We start from the raw sequence: 16458 nt of genomic DNA, 5'->3' as shown, positions 1-16458 counted from the left end.
GCAGCCGAACTTCTCCATCTTCTCCATCGTGGCCCCGCCGGAGACCTGAAGCGGCGTCCAGATCGGCCCGGGCGCGACGGCGTTCACGCGTATGGCCTTCGGTCCGAGCTGCTTGGCCAACGACTTCACATAGTTCATGGGTCGCCGCCTTTGTTCGCGCATAGTCGTAGAGATCCGCAGAGCCATCATAGGCCTGCTCGGACGAGGTGCCGATGGTGACCGATCCCGGCTTCAGATGGGGCAGGGCGGCCTTGATGATCCAGAACGGGGCATAGATATTGGTTTTCATCGTCGCGTCGAAATCTTCGGACGAGACATCCAGGGTCGACTGACGCGTCTGCTGCCGCGCGGGTGTTATTGACGACAATGTCGAGTCCGCCGAGTGCTTCGACGGCCTGTTGCACCAGCCGCCGGCAGAACGTCTCCTCTCGAGGGACGTGGTCAACAGCCTGAGATCGCCAACGTTTCGTTTGGATCGCTCAAAGCACCGTGTTGCGCCAGATGCGCGGTCGGCTCTGCGGCCTGTTGGCTCAAGGAGGGAACGAACAGGCGCGGCCCGCGTCGTTTCGATCGAATCGCAGCGGCGTCAGCGCTATCCAATCCGGCGCCCTTCGTGGATCACCAACCAAGGAGAGCCATCCGATGGCGCAGCAAGGCCAAGGCATCGTCAGGACAGGACGCGGTGAGGATCAGCCCGCCGACAAGGAGCGTGCGCAGCAGGTTCATAAGACCACATCTCCGGATGCTCCGTCCCGCGAGGCGACACGTCATCCCGAGCAGGACGGTAACCCGTCGGAGGCCGACTGAGAGCGCTTCAGGCTCTTGGGAACGGCCGGTGACGGCCGAACGTTATTGATCCACTCGCACCGGGAGGACCACATGACGTCGATGCTCGATGAACGCGAATATGGCAACCTGATTGGAAGCGACAAGGTCGAAGGCACGGCCGTTTATGGCGCCGACGACACCAAGATCGGCACCATCGAACGCGTGATGATCGACAAGCTGAGTGGGCGGGTCTCGTATGCCGTCCTGGGCTTCGGCGGTTTCCTCGGGCTTGGCAATGATCACTACCCGTTGCCCTGGCAATCCCTGAAGTACGACACGCGACTCGGCGGATACGTTACCGGCGTGACCGAGAACCAACTGCGAGGCGCGCCGAAATATTCCGACGAGCGTGAGTGGGACTGGGGGGATGCCGGGGCGGGGCGCAAGGTCGACGACTATTACGGCGTCCAGCTCGCGTAGGACCGCCGATCCCGTTCATTGCCCTGACGAGGCTTGCTGACGAACGTGGCGTGTAGCGGCCATCGTCAGCGATCTCCGATGAATCTCAGGCGGCCGGCGGCTGAGCACCGCTTTCGGCCGCCGATCCAGCCATCATGCTGCGGCGGCTCGAAAGCCAGATCGGGATCTCGCGGTAGCAGGTGCCTTTTTCATTCATCTCCGCGACCGTCCACCGGCTCGGATGCCGTTCCTTGCCGACGAAGACCCAGTCGTCGGCGGCGGGCGGCGGCTCATTCGGCCTCGTCCTCAGCCATGCCGAACGGGCTCCTTTCGGCAAGCGATCCTGCTTCATCTGATAGAGATCATATACTGGTGAACGCATGACGCTACTCGTCCTCAAGCAACCGCAATCCTCAACACCCTCAGCGTGTCGCGTCGTCGCGGCGGAATTGTGGGAGCGGCGCGGCCAAGCTGTGCAAAAGCACGATCAAGCCTGCAATGGACGGCATCTGCCATATTCTTCGCGTGGCGCGTATCACTTCAAAAAGGCGACGCGCGGGGCCGTTCAATAACCCCGCGAGCCCGGACCGACGCCGATTGCGTCCGGCAATGAAGAGCCGCCAGCCTCGACCGGCAGACTGATCAAATCAGAAGAAGGCGTAGCTGAGATCGAGACCGTAGGTGGCGTGGAGAATGAAGCCAAACGCAGTGGCGCCGCAGAGCATCAGGATCGTGCGCAGCTTCTCGGAGTCGATACGAGTCTCTTCGAGATGGGTCGGGAGAGCCTTGATGAGTGTTGTCATTGTGGGACCTCTGTACGCGAAACGAAGACGGAGAGTGAGTTTTGAAAAGTATATCCGAGGTTGTTAGATCCCGTTTCTGGGGAGGTGGTTTTTGTAGGGCCCCAGAAGAGTTCTAATTGTGAAAGAGGAACCCAGCATCGTGCAGTTTTTGGGGCAAAGTTGCGGAAAGTAAATGATCAGTAAATTAAATCTGAGGTTGATATTAGTTGCGTGCAGTATTGTTGCACGTTTTGGCTGTTGAAAGAAGTTGCCAGGTTGCGGAGACGCGGCGTCGCACGTTTTTAAGCCAAATTCCTTCAGGGAAGCGGTTTAGGCGCGCGCAGCCTGCGCGGGCCGGTGCCGAAAAGCACTGTCCGAGGTACGACGCCAATGCGGTTGCAAAAGCAACTCGAAGTATAGAGGCAGCCCACCTCGACCTCGGCCGATTTGTGGCGAGGTGTTAACGGCTATGGCGATGTCGCCACTCGCTCGCCAGCTTCTTTGGCATGATTGGTATCATGTGAGTGGTGACGACGGAAGGCGGTCGCTGAAATCTCGCGGGTGGGTGTGCTCATCAAACAACAGCCGCACAATCATCGAGCGTGGATCCCGCGTGCGTCTCGCGTCGAGCCTAGTTGAGGCGTCAGCGTGGCAGGCGTTTCGTGGATGATGATCGAGGGAGTACGCGCGGCACGTCTGCCCGCGTGACGACAGCGCGTTGCCAAGCCGGAGCAATCAAGGCGGAGGGCTGGTCAGTCACGGACACACAAGCGGTCCTTGTGTCGAAAGCTGCGTCGGGCGGGGGCGCGCTGGCGCAGTGAATGATCCGGCTTGCCGGCATGTTGGCCTTGACGGTGCTGCCATTCTCTCTGGCGCGTCGGGCTTCCAATCACCGCCTCGAAGTCAGCACCGGGATCGGGACCGAGTGCGAGTTCTCTTGATGCTCGCGGGATGACCCCCGCAGGCGAATGGCCTCCCGCTGGGTCTGCGATCCGTCGGCGTCCCCACGCGGCGGGGCCGTGAGATGGTGCGGCAATTCGGATACACCAACCAAGAACGGTATTTCCGTGTGTTTCGGTACGTTGCAATCCATTTGCGGACATGTCAGCAGGTAACTCGTTAGGGCGAATGGCCCGCCCAGGCTACAAGCATGACGCGCAAAAAGGTTTTGGAGTACCGGCCGGACATCGATTGGCTGCGCGCCGTAGCCGTGATTTCGGTCATTGGATTCCATTTCGAGTTGCCAGGCTTTGGCGGCGGGTTTGTCGGCGTCGATATCTTCTTCGTCATCTCCGGTTATGTGATCTCCCGGCTCATCTGGACCGGCATTCAATCCAATTCGTTTTCGTTCATCGCCTTCTACGAACGAAGGGCGCGGCGCCTGCTTCCGGCGCTCTACCTGATGATTGTCGTCACCGGGATAGTCGCGTGGTTCTTTGCGCCTCCTGGCGACTACCGAATGTTTTTCGGAAGCGCGGTCTCGACGCTTCTGTTTTCGTCGAACATCTTCTTCTGGTCGCAGACCGGCTATTTCGATCTTCCAACGATCGGGAAGGTTCTCATCCACACCTGGTCATTGTCGGTGGAGGAGCAGTTCTACTTCCTGTTTCCGGTTGTGACTTGGCTCTGGAGCAGGCTGTTTCCCGACCCAACGTCGAAGCTGTCGCTCGGACTGGTCATCACCGGCGCGGTCGCGCTGTGCGTGCTCGATGAGCTTTGGATCAAGCAATCGCCCTCTGCCGCCTTCTACATCGCCCCGCTGCGGGCCTGGGAGTTTTTGATCGGAAGCATCGCGTTCTTTCTGCATCGATGGTCACCGGTCAGAAGCGAGGCGCGTCTCATCCTTGCGACAGCCGGCATGGGCTCCATGCTGATTCCCGTGGTCATCTTCCGCGCGGAGACACGATTCCCCGGGTTGCATGCGCTGATTCCCTGTCTCGGTACTGCGTTCTATATTGTCGCCTTCAATCAGGAGCAGGGCAGGCCCCGGCTGCCGTTCCGCGAGACCGGAGCCTTCCTCGGCCGTCTGTCCTATTCGCTCTATCTTTGGCATTGGCCGGTGTTCGTCCTCGGCAGGGCCGCGCTGCCGCTCGATGCCGCGACCTCGGCGTTTGCTACCGCCGGGCTTCTGCTGTGCTCGCTGCTGCTGGCCTATCTCTCTTACATCATCGTCGAGCGGCCGGCACGCGCGCGAACGGAGTGGGTTGGCGTGCGTGGCTCCCCGGTGATCGCGGGCATTGCCGTCGTCCTGATTGCGGTCGGAGTTCACGGCGTCGCTCATGACGGCTACGCCGATCGCTTCCCGCAATCCCAGGCACGAATGCTCCGGTACGATTCCCGGACGATGGAGCCGTTCTATCGTGCGCACAGCTGCTTCTTGCGGCCCGATGAGCCGCCATCGGCCTACGACTTTGATGCGTGCCTGAAGCCGGCCGCAAACAAGCGCAACATTCTGCTCGCCGGCGACAGCCTCGCCGCACATTATGCCTGGGGATTGCGCAGCTACCTATCCTCCGATGCTTATCATCTTCTGCAGCTTACGTCAGGGGCCTGTCCCCCGTTCGTCGAGCTCAAGCTGAGCACCTCGCGAAACTGCAACGACGTCAATCAGCTGCTACGCGATCAGATCAGGGCCCACCGCTTTGACGGCGTCGTTCTTTCCGGCAATTGGCGCGCCTATCTCGAAACCTATGGCCAGCCTCCTGCACGGGGCGTCGATCGGTATTTGAACGCGCTGCTGGCGGCAGCTCAGGAAGCCGGCGTTCCAGTTCTGCTCCTCGGTCCTTCGATCGAGTTCCCCGCTCCCTTGGCTCCGACGTTGTTCAACCATGAGCAGACGCACGTCCCAATCGGCAATTCGCTCTTGCCGAGAGAGGGGTCGTTCAAGGCGGACGACCGTTTGAAGGAGATCGCCAGCGCGTATCCGCTCGTTCAATACGTTTCCATTCTCGACACGATTTGCAGCAAGAGGCGTTGCCCGCTGACGATCGACGCGGAAACGCCGATTGTTTGGGACACCATCCATTTCACCCCGGAAGGGTCGAGGTTTGTCCTTTCGCAACTCGCGCCGCAACTGGATGCGTTCTTGCGGAGACTGGGGCAGCCCTCCGAGACCGGGACGCACGAACTCGTGGCTGGCGACGGTCCGACGGCAACCCGGAACGTCGCTCCATCCCAGGTTCAATGATGAGGAGCGATCGAGCACGGGACCTGCGGGAGCCATGAACCTTCGACTGGGGTCGCGCGTTCGCCTGCCGCTGATGGCGGACGCTGCCTTCGCTGAGCCGCGAAGGTGGTTCAACGTCATGTTTTCTCAAGCCGTTGGGGACGACAGACATGAATCCGATCATCAAGGCCATGGCTGTGCTTGCATGCGCCGCGTGCTGGAGCAACGCCGCGCCGGCCGAATCGGTGCGCTGGAACACCTATAGGATCCCGGAGACCGGCACGTCCGTCGACATTCCCGTCTCGATCTTCAGCGACACGGCGGGCCAACCCGGGGGCTATGGCCAGCGCTTCCAGACCGCGGACGGTCGCGCCAATCTGACCGTGCAGTCGATGCCCAATGACACCCGGGAGTCGCCGGCGCGATTCCTCGCCCAGAAGAACCCGCCGCCGAACATCCAGTACAAGCGCGTCACCTCGCGCTTCTTCGCGGTGTCGAGCTACAAGGGCGACTACGTCTGGTATAATCGCTGCAACTTCGTTGGGGGCTATGTCCACTGCGTGCTGATCAACTACCCCCGGGCCTGGGAGCGCGATTGGGACGGCATCGTCACCCGCATCAGCCTGTCGCTGAATCGGAGCTGAGCGGGACGCCCATAGCGAAGCCTGGGACCGGCGGCTTTGATCCGCCTCAATGATACCGTCGGGCTCCGTCGCATAAGCTTCGGCTTCATTTCAGCCGCCGCTTACAGACGAGCCCGCCCCTCATGGCCGCCGCGTCCTTCACCGTCCGGGCCGAAAGCGCCAGCGCGATCGCCACCATCAGGTGCCGCAGCGCGCAGGATGCGCTGCTCACGGCAAACGCCTATCTGCGTCTCGGCGCTGCCTGCGTCAGCATAGAGACGCCGGGTGGACAGAGGATGAGCCCAGACCGGCTCGATGCGCTGCTCAACGATTCTGGCGGGCGCATCGGCTTGTGAAGCCGGGCGTCATGCAGATCGGCAATCATCGCTGGCGTGATCGCGACGGCCTGCCCGGTGCCTCCCGGGAGCACATCCAGGTTCAGGGTGACGACGCTTCGATGCGGTCGTCGGGCAGCGCCGTCGGCCACGAGACATCCGCGATATAGGGGCCGTAGAGGACGTCCTGACGCCGCTGGTAAATGATCGTGAGGGCGACAGCGGCGATGAAACAGATTGCGGCAAACATGGCTAGTTCAAACATGGTTCAACTCCATCGCCTAAGACGTGGCGGATGAAGGGCGTCGGCGTCAAATGGAAGCCGCCACTAAGCTGAAGAGCAAAGCTTGATGCGCGTTGGTTTTCCGGACGAGCAGTCTGCAAGCAGACAGCCAAAGTGGTCCGGCGGCGCCCGCGCGGCTCAATCTCGGATCGAAATTCCGGCCACTCGGCCGCGAGCTACTCCGCGACGGTCGACTGATCGGAATTGAGCTCTGGAAACATCGCCCGGCAGCTCAGGCAATAGGATTCGAAAATGAAGCTCAGCAACGCGGACATCGGTAACCCCTACGGTCGATTTGATGTTCGGCAACATGCCGGGGGTCTGTTTCACGACGACTTCGTAGGCGCGGCGAAATGGTTTCGATCGGCTCCCGGAATGTTTCGTCCTGCGCGGGGGAGGGGCGATTGATCAGCGACTGTGACGTCATCATCGACCAGCCCGGCTCATCCGCAGTTCAGGACGTGGGCGCGTGCAAGCTCCTGAAGATGAAGTTGTTGCAGTAGTCCTTTCGCTTCCAGAACCATTCGCCATCGGCGCGCTGGTGGATCTCCGGGTCGAAGCCGGACAACGGAAGCAATCTCCCGCGGCTCAGGAATTGGCCTCGATAGCCAAGACCCCGCAGGAGCAAGAACGTCTCCTTCACCCTGTCGAGCGTTGCCAGACGGTGGTCGCACTCGACCACGATCAACGGCCGGCATCGGCGCAAGGTGCGCTCGGCGCCGCGCAGCACGTCGAGTTCGGCACCCTCGACGTCAATCTTGATCGCAGACACGTTTCCCGTATCGGGGAGATAGTCGTCCAACGACGTCGTCTGCACCTGAATCGTCTTCGAGGTCTCGGCGGGGCGGAGCAGCGAGGCCCCGGGCTGGTGCCCCTCGGGAACGAACAGGGTCTTCTTGCTGGAGCACGAATAGACGGCCCGTGGTTCGACCACGACGTTGTCGAGCGAGAACCGCTTGCAGAGCCGCGTTAATCTTTCGGCTAGGTCCGGCTGGGGCTCGAAGGCGACGACCCGCCCCGGCGCCGACCACCGTGCCAGCCAGTAGAGAAAACTGCCCTTGTTGGCGCCGATGTCGCAGACGACGTCGCCGCGCCGGATGTGACGCCGCAGCTCGGAAAGCTCCGTCTTGTGGTCGCGGAATCTGGACCGCAAAATTCTCACCAGAAACCGGGATGCCTCATGTTTCGCCAACCGAGCCCCCCAATGCCATGGCCACGCGTGCGCCAAACGAAGGCAAGCTTGGGTGCGCACGCCCTGTCGTTCACGGCAATGTTTCGAAATGGACGAGCGGCGGGGCGCCACGATGGCGCTGGCGTGGCGACTGGCGATCCCAGCAGGACTCGAACCTGCAACCCGCGGAGTAGAAAGCATCAACTCACGTGGGAAATTATTCAGTACTGACAATGAGTTGATTATCAACCACCTTCTGGTGCGGCGAATCTTCCGGGACTCTTTGGGTCCTCGGCGCCCTTAGCTTCGACCACAGCGGATCTGCGGATTGCGACGAGTTCTGCCTGATCCAAAGTCTCCAGAATCCGTTCCACGGGAATGACTACGCCGATGCCCGTATTGATGCCCCCGCGGGCTCTCCCCTCAGTCTCCTCGTCGCGTTCACCGGTGAGACCGGACACATCAAAATGGCCGTGCACGAGGCCCAACAACCGAATTTGCGTAGCATTCACTGAATTTGGAAGCGGAGTATGAAGGAATACAGGAGAGCCGCTGATGCCACCTATTGAGCGAGCTTCGACTAGATAGGCATCAAGTTCGCCGCAATACCTGGTATAGACGGGCTCCTCCCTCATCATTGAAAGATTTCCAACACGAACAATCGGAACATTCCGCCGTCGGCCGTAGTGGCTTATAAACAGGCCAACGATTAGTACTTCGTCGCCAAGCCCCCACCGGTTCTGCTTCATTGCTTCAGCAGTCGCAGCTATTCCTCGGTCTGGCTCATCGCTCCGGAGGACGATTTGCTTAAACTCTTCGTCCGGCAGCATGTCTATCGTTGCAATTGCGACGTCACACGATTCAGTGGGATGCGTGTACCAGCGAGCGCCCGCCCAACTGTCTTCTCGCACTCCACCTTCAAGTAGGTTGGAACGAACCAGTACGTCCCATCCGCGGCTGATGATGCTTCGGATCACATGTTCGGCAGTGACCAGATAACGAAACCCCAGAGGACCTTCTTTGAGCGTCACAATAAATCCAGTTCCCCGCGGAACGAATTCATTCGTGTTGTCATCTCGATTGCCAATAAACAGCACACACTGTTTGACAAAATCAGCAACGTACATAGCTATTCCCGTGCTTAAGAGCCTGAAATATTCAATTCCGCGAAGGATGAGTTTTGGAAGTTCCTGAGAGTACTTTCTGCGAATCTTGATTGACCTCCTCCATCGCCTCCCGCAGGTCCTCGACCAGCGCATCCGTGTAGAAGGTCGCCGTTGTCTTGATGTCAGTGTGGCCAAGTAAGGTCTGCACGACCTTTAAGTTTCGCGTCTTGCGTAACGTCCGCATCCCAGTCGTATGGCGGAGGTCATGGATGCGCGCAGTGACGCCGTGCTTCTTCCATTTCCGGCAGTGGGTGGTGAAGCCATAGTAGGTCATGGGATAGCGCTGGCCCTTGATCCGTTCTTCGCCGTTCTTCGGATGCTGCTTCCAGGTGCGCTGGGCGACGAAGGTGAAGACGTGGACTGGATGATCGCCGCGGCGGCGCCACAGCATCTGGTAGGCTTCCTTGGTCAACGGGATCACCCGCGGCTGGCCGCCCTTGGTGATGACGCGGATCACGGCAAGCTCGAAATCGACCTGCGGCCACGTCAGGAACAGGTTGCCCTTGCGCAGGCCTGTGATGATCGCAAACCGCCTGACATCGGCATAATCGCGGTCCTCGGCGGCGTCGAGCGTCGCTTCCTCGGCAGCCGAGATCTCGCGGATGTGGCGCTTCACCTGCTTCAGCCGGTGCTTGCGCCATTTCGGCATCTTGACGATCGCCGCGTTCCAATTGTCGGCGGCGCGGTACATGACCTGACGCAAGAGGTCGATGGTGCGATTGACCGTGCGCGGGGTGATCGGCCGGCGCAGGACGACCTTGCGGCCGTTCTCGACCACGGTGCGATCGCGCCTGGTATCCTTGCGCCGCTCGGCGACCATGCGCGAGACGGCGTCATCGTTGATGGTGTGCAGATAGGTCCGCGCGCCCATGATCTCGACCAGGCGATCGAGCACGCTGCGGATGCGCTGATCGGCCAGGTTCGAGCCGTGCTCGGTCCACCAGCGGTCGCAGGCAGCCTTGAGCGTAAGGGGCGACGAGCCCTCGGCCTTCAGTCGCTCGACGAGGGCGCGGGCCTCGATCTTGCGCGCGTCCTCGAAGGTCTGAGCCTGACGTTCATCCCGGAGCTTGGTTGAGCCGTAAAAGCGAAAATGTTCGATCTCGAAGTCGTACTGCCAGTAGGGGCTCTTCCGGGTCTGGTAGATGGACATGAGCGCGCTTTCGGCTGGGCTGGCTCCGGGACGGCCAGGGCCTCGAGGAAGGCGACCACGTCGCGTGGCATGAACACGCGGCGGGGCTTCTTCCGACCGCATCCCTTGATCCGCCCGGTGAGCCGCCCGGCCTCAATATGCCGCGCCAGCGTCTTGCGGTCCATGGGGAGCAGGCGGCAGAGCTCCGGCAGCCCGATTGTCGCCTGGATGGCGAAATGGGCCTCCAGGGCGGCCGGAAGGGCTGGCAGGGGCATGGCGCGTCAGGCCTTCGGTGGATCGCGCGCGGGCAGGCCATGGACGGCGGCGACGGCCTTCTCGGCAACCTCGGACGTGCGCTCGATGACGGCGCGCAAGATCTCGGCGCAATCCGCGCGGCCGATGCCGAACACGCCGCGCGCCTGGAGCTCCTCGTCGAGGTGCATGGCCATGACAGTGATCACGCTCATTCTGCCGCCTCGCGAATGACCAGGAAGATCTTATCGCCCCTGCGCTCGGCCAGGCCGCGCGCGATCGCTTTCTCGACGGTGGCGTTTCTGAAGCGGCGTCCGCGGCCGGCGGCGCGCCACAGAGCGTTGCCTTCCCGGTGCAGCGGCCCCCGCGCCAGCATGGCGATGCACTGATCGACCGTGCTCGGCCACGGCTTGCGGTGATATTCGTAGATGCGGCGCTCGCCACGCTTGGTGATATAGGTGACCCGTTGCACTGGATGTTTCAGCTTCACGACGCGGCCTCGATGCGGGCGAGGAGGGCAGACCGTCTGATGATCATCGCGCCACCGCGCAGTCGGTCAGGACGGCGAGAATAGACCTGTCGGAGCAGGCCGGACGCTCCGACGATGCGAGGCGTGCAATCAGTCCGGCGCCGGCAAGCGGCACCATCGCAGCCAACACGATGACGACGAGCGCGGCGGCCAGCGGGGCATGGGTCTCCTGCGGGCCGTGCCGCAGTAGCTGCTCGCGCCGCCAGCGAAAGGTTTGTTTCTGTCTGTTAACCATCGGAACTAACCTTTCGTTAGCCATGGCTTGCGCCACCGGAGGTAGGCGAGCACAGTTAAGACAATTAGGAAGGATCGACCTGGCCGCCTGCGATGCCACGCATTTCTATCAAAATATTTTTGAAACTCAATCCAATAACTCAAAATATTTTTGAAAGCGGATGGGGCTCGCTCGGACGGCATGCCGCAAGGCGGGGTTGGGAATGGGGAAGAAAGGGGAGGCCTGGCACCGGCGACATGCGCTGTCGCTCGTGGCTCAGTTGCCTGAGGATGTAGACGACGCGCTGCTCGTCATCGCCTACATGCGGGACGTTGTTGAGAATTTCCTTGTGCCGGAGCGTGAGCCGGCGTCGCTCTCAGGCGCGCGCGGAATCGTCGCCAGCCTCCGGCTCGTGCAGACGCCGATCAAGGTCGACGCTGAGGCCCCTCCGCTCGCCGTTGTAGAGCCAGTCGAGGGACAGTCCGGGGATGATTCGCACTAGCTTTTGCGCGATTTCGATGCTGAGCGGGGCGCCGCGCTCGAAATTGTTCCAGCGGGCAGGGGATATATCCAACTTTTTTGCGAAGGCCGTCTGGCTGCTACCGCTCGTGATCTCGCGCAGTCGTTTAAGCCTTTGAGTGCGTTCACGATCTGGCGGCGTTTCGGGTTGCTTCGCAGGCGGCTTTTTCATCGCCGCGAAGGATGGCGCAGGCATCGCTAAAATCCCATTAAAGAAACTTGGTTGTTGAGTTTCAAAATAATTTTGATAGCGGTCGGGGTTATGGACATCCCCCGACGCCTTGAAACCACCGAACAGATCTTCGACGCTCTCGGCATCGAAGCGATCATGACACTGACCGGCGGGAAGTACCCGGCGGTCCACTGCTACAAATCGTCCGGCAAATTCCCGCCGAAGACCTACGTAGTCCTGAAGGCCGCTCTGTCTGCCATCGGCGCCGATGCGCCTGACAGCCTCTGGCAAATGATCGAGCCGGACCCTGTCGCGCTTGCGGGCGTCGTGCAGCGCCTGCCGTCCGCTGCTGGTGATGAGGTGCTGCCATGACCCGCACCGTATCGGGCCAGGGCGGCGCCGGTCGATCCGGCGGGCAGGGTGCGCAAGGCAATTATTTCGGCCTGTGGATATCCGTTCTTGCGACCTCGCCGCGCGGCTGTGCGCGGCTGTGGAAAAGTCACGCCGCGCCTGCATTTCAAGGGACTTTCTGCAACGGGCTCCCGGGGTGGGCCCTCACCGGCTGGGGCGGGTTACGACGCCGCCTCAAAAATCGAAGCTCAGTTGGGTCGGCCACGAACGGGTATGGGCACACACGTGCTCCTTCCGTCCGAACCGGCGCCGGTCATACGCTTTCACGTAGACGAGCTTCGGCTTCGCCATCTCTGTCATGGCGCACTCCTTCGTTGATCGCGGGTAGATCCCGCGGGCTCCGGCGCGCTGTAACGCGCCGTCGTCCGTGTGAGCTGGGCCGGTTGGCCCGCAACGGAGGCAGGCCGGTGAGGGCCCTGCTTGGGCTTGTAGCGGATGGGGCAAGGTTGCAAGCGGCAATCCACAGCAATCGTGGGGTGCTGGCATGAGACCCGATGGCTCCATCGGCCCGCGCAAGCGCAATGACCGGATGACGGCCCTGCAGGCTGTGGCCGACGAGGCGCTGATATCGGCCGCCGGCGACATGTTCGCGGCGGGCCTCGACACCCGTGAGATGGCGGCGCGGCTGATCGTGCCGGAGGCGGCCGTCACGACGGCGCTGCGCGTGGCGCGTGAGCGGCAGCTCGGCCTGGCGCCTGCGCCGATGTCTGTGGCGCGCGAGGATGCGGCTGGCTTCTCCGAAGATGCTGAGACCGTCGTCGGCGCCGAGCAGGTCGTCTCGACGCCGCACGTGATGGAGCTGTCGGTGCGTGGGGATCTCGCGGTCCGCGTTCGTATCCGCGGCATCGACGGGCAGCTGCTGGTCGACGTCGCGATGACGGCGAAGCGCGCGCTGCGCGCCGCCGGCTTGTTCAAGCTGGCCGCTGAGCGCGCCGATCCGTCGCTTTTGGCCGATGCGGAGATCCTGGAGTTTGGCCGATGAGCGTCGCCACCACCGAAGGCCGCGAGCTGCTCAGCTCCTATATCGAACGGATCGAGCGCATCGTCGAGGAGATCGTGGCGCTCAAGGATGATCAGAAGGTGCTGTTTGCCGAGGCGAAGGCGAAGGGCTTCGACACCAAGGCGATGCGCCGGATCATCAAGCGGCGGCAGAAGGACCAGAGCGAGGTCGCCGAGCAGGAGTCGATCGACGACATCTACATGCACGCGCTCGGCATGACGTCCGAGCATCCGCTGCACGTCCAGGTGAAGCGCCTGACGGCTGACGGCATCGGGCGCGAGCAGGTGATCGAGGCGCTGCAGCTGCTGATCCCGGTCAATGGCGAGATCATCGCCAGCGTCGGCGGCCAGCCGATGCGGCTCTGGCGCACTGCGGACGGCAAGTCATTCGCCGAGGACTACGTGCCGCCGCTGTTCCAGGACTTCATGAACAAGCGGAAGGCGTCGTGATGATCCGCGAAACCTTCGACCTTGCCCGGCGACCGGTCGATCTCCAGGCCTTCGACCTGATCGACCTCAGCGGCACGCCGTGGCGCCGGATCTGGTTGTCGGTCCGCGACGACATCTCGTGCCTGGTCGACGCCGAGGATTACGAGTGGCTGTCGGAGACGACTTGGAACGTCTCCTGGGGCTCGCGCACGCCGTGGCAAAAGTACGCCAAGCGCAATGTCGGGCCTGACCGCGCAACGCTGCGCATGCATCGCGAGATCATGATCAAGGCAGAGCCGCGCTCGGACCGCTTCATGCGGACGCACGTCGTCGACCACATCAACGGTCAGACGCTCGACAACCGCCGCTGCAATCTGCGCTGGCTGACGCACCGCCAGAACTGCGGCAACCGCACGCCGCGCGAGCGGATCCCGTCACTCGATTCCATCGCCCTGCGGCTGCTGGCCGATCTCGGTCATCAGCCGGAGCCTGCGGAGGTGCCGTTCTGATGACCTTTGCTTTTCATCCCTATGCCGAGCTGTTTCCGCTGATCGAGGGAGCGGACTTCTACGATCTGGCCGAGGACATCCGCATCAACGGCCTGAAAGACCGGATCATCCTGATCGGGCAGGGTGACGCCGCCGCGCAGATCCTCGACGGCCGCAACCGCTACCGCGCGCTCGTCTGGATCATGTCGACGGGCGAGGGTGTGGGTCCCGGTTGGTCCCATGCGGGGCTGCATGAGGGCGACAAGCTGCAGGCCGCCGATATTCTCGACGTCGGCAATCGCTTCCTGTTCCGGCAATTCGCGCAGGCGGTCGACGGCGACCCTCTCGATTTCGTGCTATCGCGCAACCTACATCGGCGCCAGATGTCCGCCGATGAGCGGCGCATGGTCGGCGCGCGGCTGGTTACGCTGAGGCAGGGGCGCCCCGAACAAACTTCGCAATCTGCGAACATTAGCCGCGAGCAGGCGGCAAAGATCACGCAGGCTGACGTTGCCGGTATCGACCGCGCCAGGTCGGTCATTGCGCATGCCGCGCCGGAGATCGTCGAGGCGGCCAGCCGCGGCAAGATCTCGGTTGCTGCTGCAGCCGAGATCGCAGCCCAGCCGATCGAGCGCCAGGCCCAGATCGTAGCTTCGCTGCCGCGCGACGCCGAGGGGAAGCTGACCGCCGTTGCCAAGAAGATGCTGGCGCCGGTCATCAAGGAAATCCGCAGGGACAAGATCGCGGCGAAGAAGGAACGGCGCGAGGAGCGCGAGGCGGAGTTCGGCCGCAAGATCCAGGCGCTGCCCGACAGAATGTTCGGTGTCGCGATCGAGGATTTCGAATGGGACCATGAGACATGGTCTGCCGAGACCGGGACCGAGCGGCATCCGTCGATGCACTATGAGACGGCCGCGGAGGCGCGAACGCCTGAGGAAATCGTAGCGCGTTGTGCCGAGCGGTTCGCTTGCCTCGCCGACGACTGCATCCTGTTCAAGTGGACGACGATTCCGCACCTCGCGGTCGCCATCAAGGTGATGGAGCTGCAGGGCTTCACCTACGTCACGCATCTGGTCTGGGACAAGCGGCGGATGGGTGAGGCGCGCGGGATGGGCTACTGGTTCACCGGCGAGCACGAGATCGTGCTGGTCGGTGTGCGCGGCAAGGTCGTGCCTCCGGCGACGGCGCATTTCCGCAGCGTGTTCACCGAGCCGGTCGGAGCGCATAGCGAGAAGCCGGACAACATTCACAGGATGATCGAATTCCACTGGCCCAACGTGCCGAAGGTGGAATTCAACGCGCGGCGCCGACGCCCTGGCTGGGAAGCCTGGGGCTTCGATGCGCCCCGCGAAAACGTTCAGTTTGCGGACAGCGGCGAGTCCGAGTCATTGCGTGCCGCAGATCTGCCAGCCCCGCCGGTACCGCCTCCAGCACCGGAAGATGGGATAGTCGAACTGGCTCCCGTCGACCGGGACATCGGAGTTGAGACCGCCGTTCCGCCGGCGGGCAGACCTGGCTCGAATTCTCCTGGCTCTGGTTTTCCTGATCTCGAGATCCCGCCGTTCCTGCGCCGGACGTCGTCGCAGACTGCGGCCGAACAATCCGAGATGGATCTCGCGCGCCGCGACCGGCTGCCCGGTAAGGTCGTCGACGGGCATCTGCAGACGCGGCTGGCGCTGACGTCGGATGAGCTGGAGATGCAGGCGGCGCTGCGTGCGATTGACGCGGGAGAGGCGGTCGAATGGAGCATCACGCGCCATCTGATCGGCGCGGGCTTTGCGCACGCGACGACGAAACGACTCCTCGTCACCGACGAGGGGCGGGACTTCCTGGCGCAGCTCGTGCAGCCGGTGCTCGCGGCTGCGGCCGAGGTGCGGCCATGAGCGACAAGATCCCGCTGCGCCAGCAGATCGGCGCCATCAACCTCGAAATCCAGCAGCGCAAGAGCAGGCCGGGGATGAGCCGGTCGCAGGCGGAATACCACGTCTCCCGGCTCGAGGCTGCCGCCGCGACGCTGGAATGGCTGCAGGCGAACGAGGCACGCATCAAGGGAGCCGAGGGGAATGGCTGAGATCCTCGCCTGTCGGACGCTGACGCCGCGGCAGATGCGGCGCGTCATCCTGGAGTCGCCCTATGCCGGCGACATCGTCGCCAACGTCGCCTATGCGCGCGCCTGCGTGAAGGACGCGCTGCTGCGCGGCGAGGCGCCACTGGTGTCGCATTTGCTCTACACCCAGCCCGGCATTCTCGACGATGACAACGAGCGCGAGCGCGCGCACGGCATCAACGCCGGCCACGCCTGGATGCATCTCGCCGATGCCGTCGTCGTCTGCACCGATCGCGGCGTCTCCGCCGGCATGGAAGCTGGCATCAGCATGGCGCGGTTCAATGGCGTACGGATCGAGTACCGCAGCGGCATCAGCTATCAAGTTGGTGGCGCGGACTACCTCGCGGGGTACCGACGATGAGCTCGGCGCGGCACCGCTGGGGCGAGAAAGTCCGCTTCGATCACAAGACCGAGCAGCAATGCATCCATTGCGAGACGGTAAAGGTCGGACGGCAC

22 protein-coding genes and 1 pseudogene are annotated in these 16458 nt (G+C 62.5%); 12 read left to right on the top strand and 11 right to left on the bottom strand.

Features of this window, described 5'->3' with window-relative positions; translation table 11 throughout:
• Positions 1-3: 3 nt before the first annotated feature.
• Positions 4-431, bottom strand: a pseudogene (locus tag QX051_RS02375) (SDR family oxidoreductase); the annotation flags it as partial.
• 211 nt (positions 432-642) lie between these two features.
• Here QX051_RS02375 and QX051_RS02370 point away from each other — a divergent pair.
• Complete coding sequence (locus tag QX051_RS02370; protein WP_315738065.1) at positions 643-807, top strand: hypothetical protein; 165 nt, start codon at positions 643-645, stop codon at positions 805-807.
• Positions 808-879: 72 nt separating this feature from the next.
• Complete coding sequence (locus QX051_RS02365) at positions 880-1248, top strand: PRC-barrel domain-containing protein (protein ID WP_315738064.1); 369 nt, start codon at positions 880-882, stop codon at positions 1246-1248.
• An 85-nt stretch (positions 1249-1333) separates the two neighbouring features.
• Here QX051_RS02365 and QX051_RS02360 read toward each other — a convergent pair whose 3' ends face one another.
• Both QX051_RS02360 and QX051_RS02355 read right to left on the bottom strand, forming a co-directional pair.
• Entirely contained in the window at positions 1334-1609 is a 276-nt protein-coding gene (locus QX051_RS02360; RefSeq protein WP_315738063.1) for a hypothetical protein, read from the bottom strand.
• Between the two features lie 265 nt (positions 1610-1874).
• The gene (locus tag QX051_RS02355; RefSeq protein WP_315738062.1) at positions 1875-2030 is read right to left on the bottom strand and encodes a hypothetical protein; all 156 of its coding nucleotides are present in this window, start codon (positions 2028-2030) and stop codon (positions 1875-1877) included.
• 1129 nt (positions 2031-3159) lie between these two features.
• Here QX051_RS02355 and QX051_RS02350 point away from each other — a divergent pair.
• The 3 genes from QX051_RS02350 (at position 3160) to QX051_RS02340 (ending at position 6154) form a co-directional block, all read left to right on the top strand.
• Positions 3160-5196 (top strand): acyltransferase family protein, encoded by a 2037-nt coding sequence (locus QX051_RS02350; protein WP_315774900.1) that lies wholly within the window; start codon positions 3160-3162, stop codon positions 5194-5196.
• Positions 5197-5345: 149 nt separating this feature from the next.
• Entirely contained in the window at positions 5346-5819 is a 474-nt protein-coding gene (locus QX051_RS02345; protein ID WP_315774899.1) for a hypothetical protein, read from the top strand.
• A gap of 122 nt (positions 5820-5941) precedes the next feature.
• On the top strand, positions 5942-6154 hold the full coding sequence (locus QX051_RS02340; RefSeq protein ID WP_315738059.1) for a hypothetical protein: 213 nt from the start codon (positions 5942-5944) through the stop codon (positions 6152-6154).
• An 82-nt stretch (positions 6155-6236) separates the two neighbouring features.
• Here the strand turns inward: QX051_RS02340 and QX051_RS02335 are convergent, their stop codons facing one another.
• The 8 genes from QX051_RS02335 to QX051_RS02300 all read right to left on the bottom strand — a co-directional run bounded on the left by QX051_RS02335 (position 6237) and on the right by QX051_RS02300 (position 11592).
• A complete protein-coding gene (locus QX051_RS02335) occupies positions 6237-6398 on the bottom strand; it encodes a hypothetical protein (protein WP_315774898.1) in 162 nt (53 codons plus the stop codon).
• A 472-nt stretch (positions 6399-6870) separates the two neighbouring features.
• Entirely contained in the window at positions 6871-7608 is a 738-nt protein-coding gene (locus tag QX051_RS02330) for an FkbM family methyltransferase (protein WP_315774897.1), read from the bottom strand.
• A gap of 224 nt (positions 7609-7832) precedes the next feature.
• On the bottom strand, positions 7833-8714 hold the full coding sequence (locus QX051_RS02325) for a hypothetical protein (RefSeq protein ID WP_315774896.1): 882 nt from the start codon (positions 8712-8714) through the stop codon (positions 7833-7835).
• 31 nt (positions 8715-8745) lie between these two features.
• Positions 8746-9903 carry a site-specific integrase gene (locus QX051_RS02320; RefSeq protein ID WP_315774894.1) on the bottom strand — a complete coding sequence of 386 codons (1158 nt, stop codon included), beginning with the start codon at positions 9901-9903 and terminating at the stop codon, positions 8746-8748.
• 260 nt (positions 9904-10163) lie between these two features.
• Positions 10164-10349 carry a hypothetical protein gene (locus QX051_RS02315; protein WP_315774893.1) on the bottom strand — a complete coding sequence of 62 codons (186 nt, stop codon included), beginning with the start codon at positions 10347-10349 and terminating at the stop codon, positions 10164-10166.
• Entirely contained in the window at positions 10346-10624 is a 279-nt protein-coding gene (locus QX051_RS02310) for a hypothetical protein (protein WP_315774892.1), read from the bottom strand. The genes QX051_RS02315 and QX051_RS02310 overlap by 4 nt, the downstream gene beginning before the upstream one ends.
• Before the next feature lie 43 nt (positions 10625-10667).
• Positions 10668-10898, bottom strand: coding sequence for a hypothetical protein (locus QX051_RS02305; protein ID WP_315774891.1), 231 nt, complete (start codon positions 10896-10898; stop codon positions 10668-10670).
• Between the two features lie 355 nt (positions 10899-11253).
• Positions 11254-11592: a helix-turn-helix transcriptional regulator gene (locus tag QX051_RS02300; protein ID WP_315774890.1), complete on the bottom strand. Its 339-nt coding sequence runs from the start codon at positions 11590-11592 to the stop codon at positions 11254-11256.
• Between the two features lie 27 nt (positions 11593-11619).
• Here QX051_RS02300 and QX051_RS02295 point away from each other — a divergent pair, with 27 nt between their 5' ends.
• The 7 genes from QX051_RS02295 (at position 11620) to QX051_RS02265 (ending at position 16363) form a co-directional block, all read left to right on the top strand.
• The gene (locus QX051_RS02295) at positions 11620-11940 is read left to right on the top strand and encodes a hypothetical protein (RefSeq protein ID WP_315774888.1); all 321 of its coding nucleotides are present in this window, start codon (positions 11620-11622) and stop codon (positions 11938-11940) included.
• A gap of 523 nt (positions 11941-12463) precedes the next feature.
• Complete coding sequence (locus tag QX051_RS02290; RefSeq protein WP_315774887.1) at positions 12464-12961, top strand: hypothetical protein; 498 nt, start codon at positions 12464-12466, stop codon at positions 12959-12961.
• Positions 12958-13428, top strand: coding sequence for a DUF2312 domain-containing protein (locus QX051_RS02285; protein ID WP_315774886.1), 471 nt, complete (start codon positions 12958-12960; stop codon positions 13426-13428). The genes QX051_RS02290 and QX051_RS02285 overlap by 4 nt, the downstream gene beginning before the upstream one ends.
• Entirely contained in the window at positions 13428-13916 is a 489-nt protein-coding gene (locus tag QX051_RS02280; protein WP_315775301.1) for an HNH endonuclease, read from the top strand. The genes QX051_RS02285 and QX051_RS02280 overlap by 1 nt, the downstream gene beginning before the upstream one ends.
• The gene (locus tag QX051_RS02275) at positions 13916-15778 is read left to right on the top strand and encodes an MT-A70 family methyltransferase (RefSeq protein WP_315774885.1); all 1863 of its coding nucleotides are present in this window, start codon (positions 13916-13918) and stop codon (positions 15776-15778) included. Before QX051_RS02280 ends, QX051_RS02275 begins: the two co-directional genes overlap by 1 nt.
• Entirely contained in the window at positions 15775-15966 is a 192-nt protein-coding gene (locus QX051_RS02270; protein ID WP_315774884.1) for a hypothetical protein, read from the top strand. Before QX051_RS02275 ends, QX051_RS02270 begins: the two co-directional genes overlap by 4 nt.
• Positions 15959-16363, top strand: coding sequence for a hypothetical protein (locus QX051_RS02265; RefSeq protein ID WP_315774883.1), 405 nt, complete (start codon positions 15959-15961; stop codon positions 16361-16363). Before QX051_RS02270 ends, QX051_RS02265 begins: the two co-directional genes overlap by 8 nt.
• The last annotated feature ends 95 nt before the right edge of the window (positions 16364-16458 follow it).

The sequence above is a fragment of the Bradyrhizobium sp. SZCCHNR1053 genome, from assembly GCF_032381235.1.
In the GTDB taxonomy this organism is placed as follows: domain Bacteria; phylum Pseudomonadota; class Alphaproteobacteria; order Rhizobiales; family Xanthobacteraceae; genus Bradyrhizobium.
This window is presented reverse-complemented; position numbering and strand designations above follow the sequence as displayed.

Excerpts from the sequence above, each read along its gene's own strand:
- QX051_RS02270 (WP_315774884.1), top strand. The coding sequence starts at position 15,775 with ATGAGCGACAAGATCCCGCTGCGCCAGCAGATCGGCGCCATCAACCTC.
- QX051_RS02300 (WP_315774890.1), bottom strand. The coding sequence starts at position 11,592 with ATGCCTGCGCCATCCTTCGCGGCGATGAAAAAGCCGCCTGCGAAGCAA.
- QX051_RS02360 (WP_315738063.1), bottom strand. The coding sequence starts at position 1,609 with ATGCGTTCACCAGTATATGATCTCTATCAGATGAAGCAGGATCGCTTG.
- QX051_RS02315 (WP_315774893.1), bottom strand. The coding sequence starts at position 10,349 with ATGAGCGTGATCACTGTCATGGCCATGCACCTCGACGAGGAGCTCCAG.
- QX051_RS02345 (WP_315774899.1), top strand. The coding sequence starts at position 5,346 with ATGAATCCGATCATCAAGGCCATGGCTGTGCTTGCATGCGCCGCGTGC.
- QX051_RS02265 (WP_315774883.1), top strand. The coding sequence starts at position 15,959 with ATGGCTGAGATCCTCGCCTGTCGGACGCTGACGCCGCGGCAGATGCGG.
- QX051_RS02285 (WP_315774886.1), top strand. The coding sequence starts at position 12,958 with ATGAGCGTCGCCACCACCGAAGGCCGCGAGCTGCTCAGCTCCTATATC.
- QX051_RS02325 (WP_315774896.1), bottom strand. The coding sequence starts at position 8,714 with ATGTACGTTGCTGATTTTGTCAAACAGTGTGTGCTGTTTATTGGCAAT.
- QX051_RS02305 (WP_315774891.1), bottom strand. The coding sequence starts at position 10,898 with ATGGTTAACAGACAGAAACAAACCTTTCGCTGGCGGCGCGAGCAGCTA.
- QX051_RS02280 (WP_315775301.1), top strand. The coding sequence starts at position 13,428 with ATGATCCGCGAAACCTTCGACCTTGCCCGGCGACCGGTCGATCTCCAG.
- QX051_RS02370 (WP_315738065.1), top strand. The coding sequence starts at position 643 with ATGGCGCAGCAAGGCCAAGGCATCGTCAGGACAGGACGCGGTGAGGAT.
- QX051_RS02335 (WP_315774898.1), bottom strand. The coding sequence starts at position 6,398 with ATGTTTGAACTAGCCATGTTTGCCGCAATCTGTTTCATCGCCGCTGTC.
- QX051_RS02320 (WP_315774894.1), bottom strand. The coding sequence starts at position 9,903 with ATGTCCATCTACCAGACCCGGAAGAGCCCCTACTGGCAGTACGACTTC.
- QX051_RS02355 (WP_315738062.1), bottom strand. The coding sequence starts at position 2,030 with ATGACAACACTCATCAAGGCTCTCCCGACCCATCTCGAAGAGACTCGT.
- QX051_RS02365 (WP_315738064.1), top strand. The coding sequence starts at position 880 with ATGACGTCGATGCTCGATGAACGCGAATATGGCAACCTGATTGGAAGC.
- QX051_RS02350 (WP_315774900.1), top strand. The coding sequence starts at position 3,160 with ATGACGCGCAAAAAGGTTTTGGAGTACCGGCCGGACATCGATTGGCTG.
- QX051_RS02290 (WP_315774887.1), top strand. The coding sequence starts at position 12,464 with ATGAGACCCGATGGCTCCATCGGCCCGCGCAAGCGCAATGACCGGATG.
- QX051_RS02275 (WP_315774885.1), top strand. The coding sequence starts at position 13,916 with ATGACCTTTGCTTTTCATCCCTATGCCGAGCTGTTTCCGCTGATCGAG.
- QX051_RS02340 (WP_315738059.1), top strand. The coding sequence starts at position 5,942 with ATGGCCGCCGCGTCCTTCACCGTCCGGGCCGAAAGCGCCAGCGCGATC.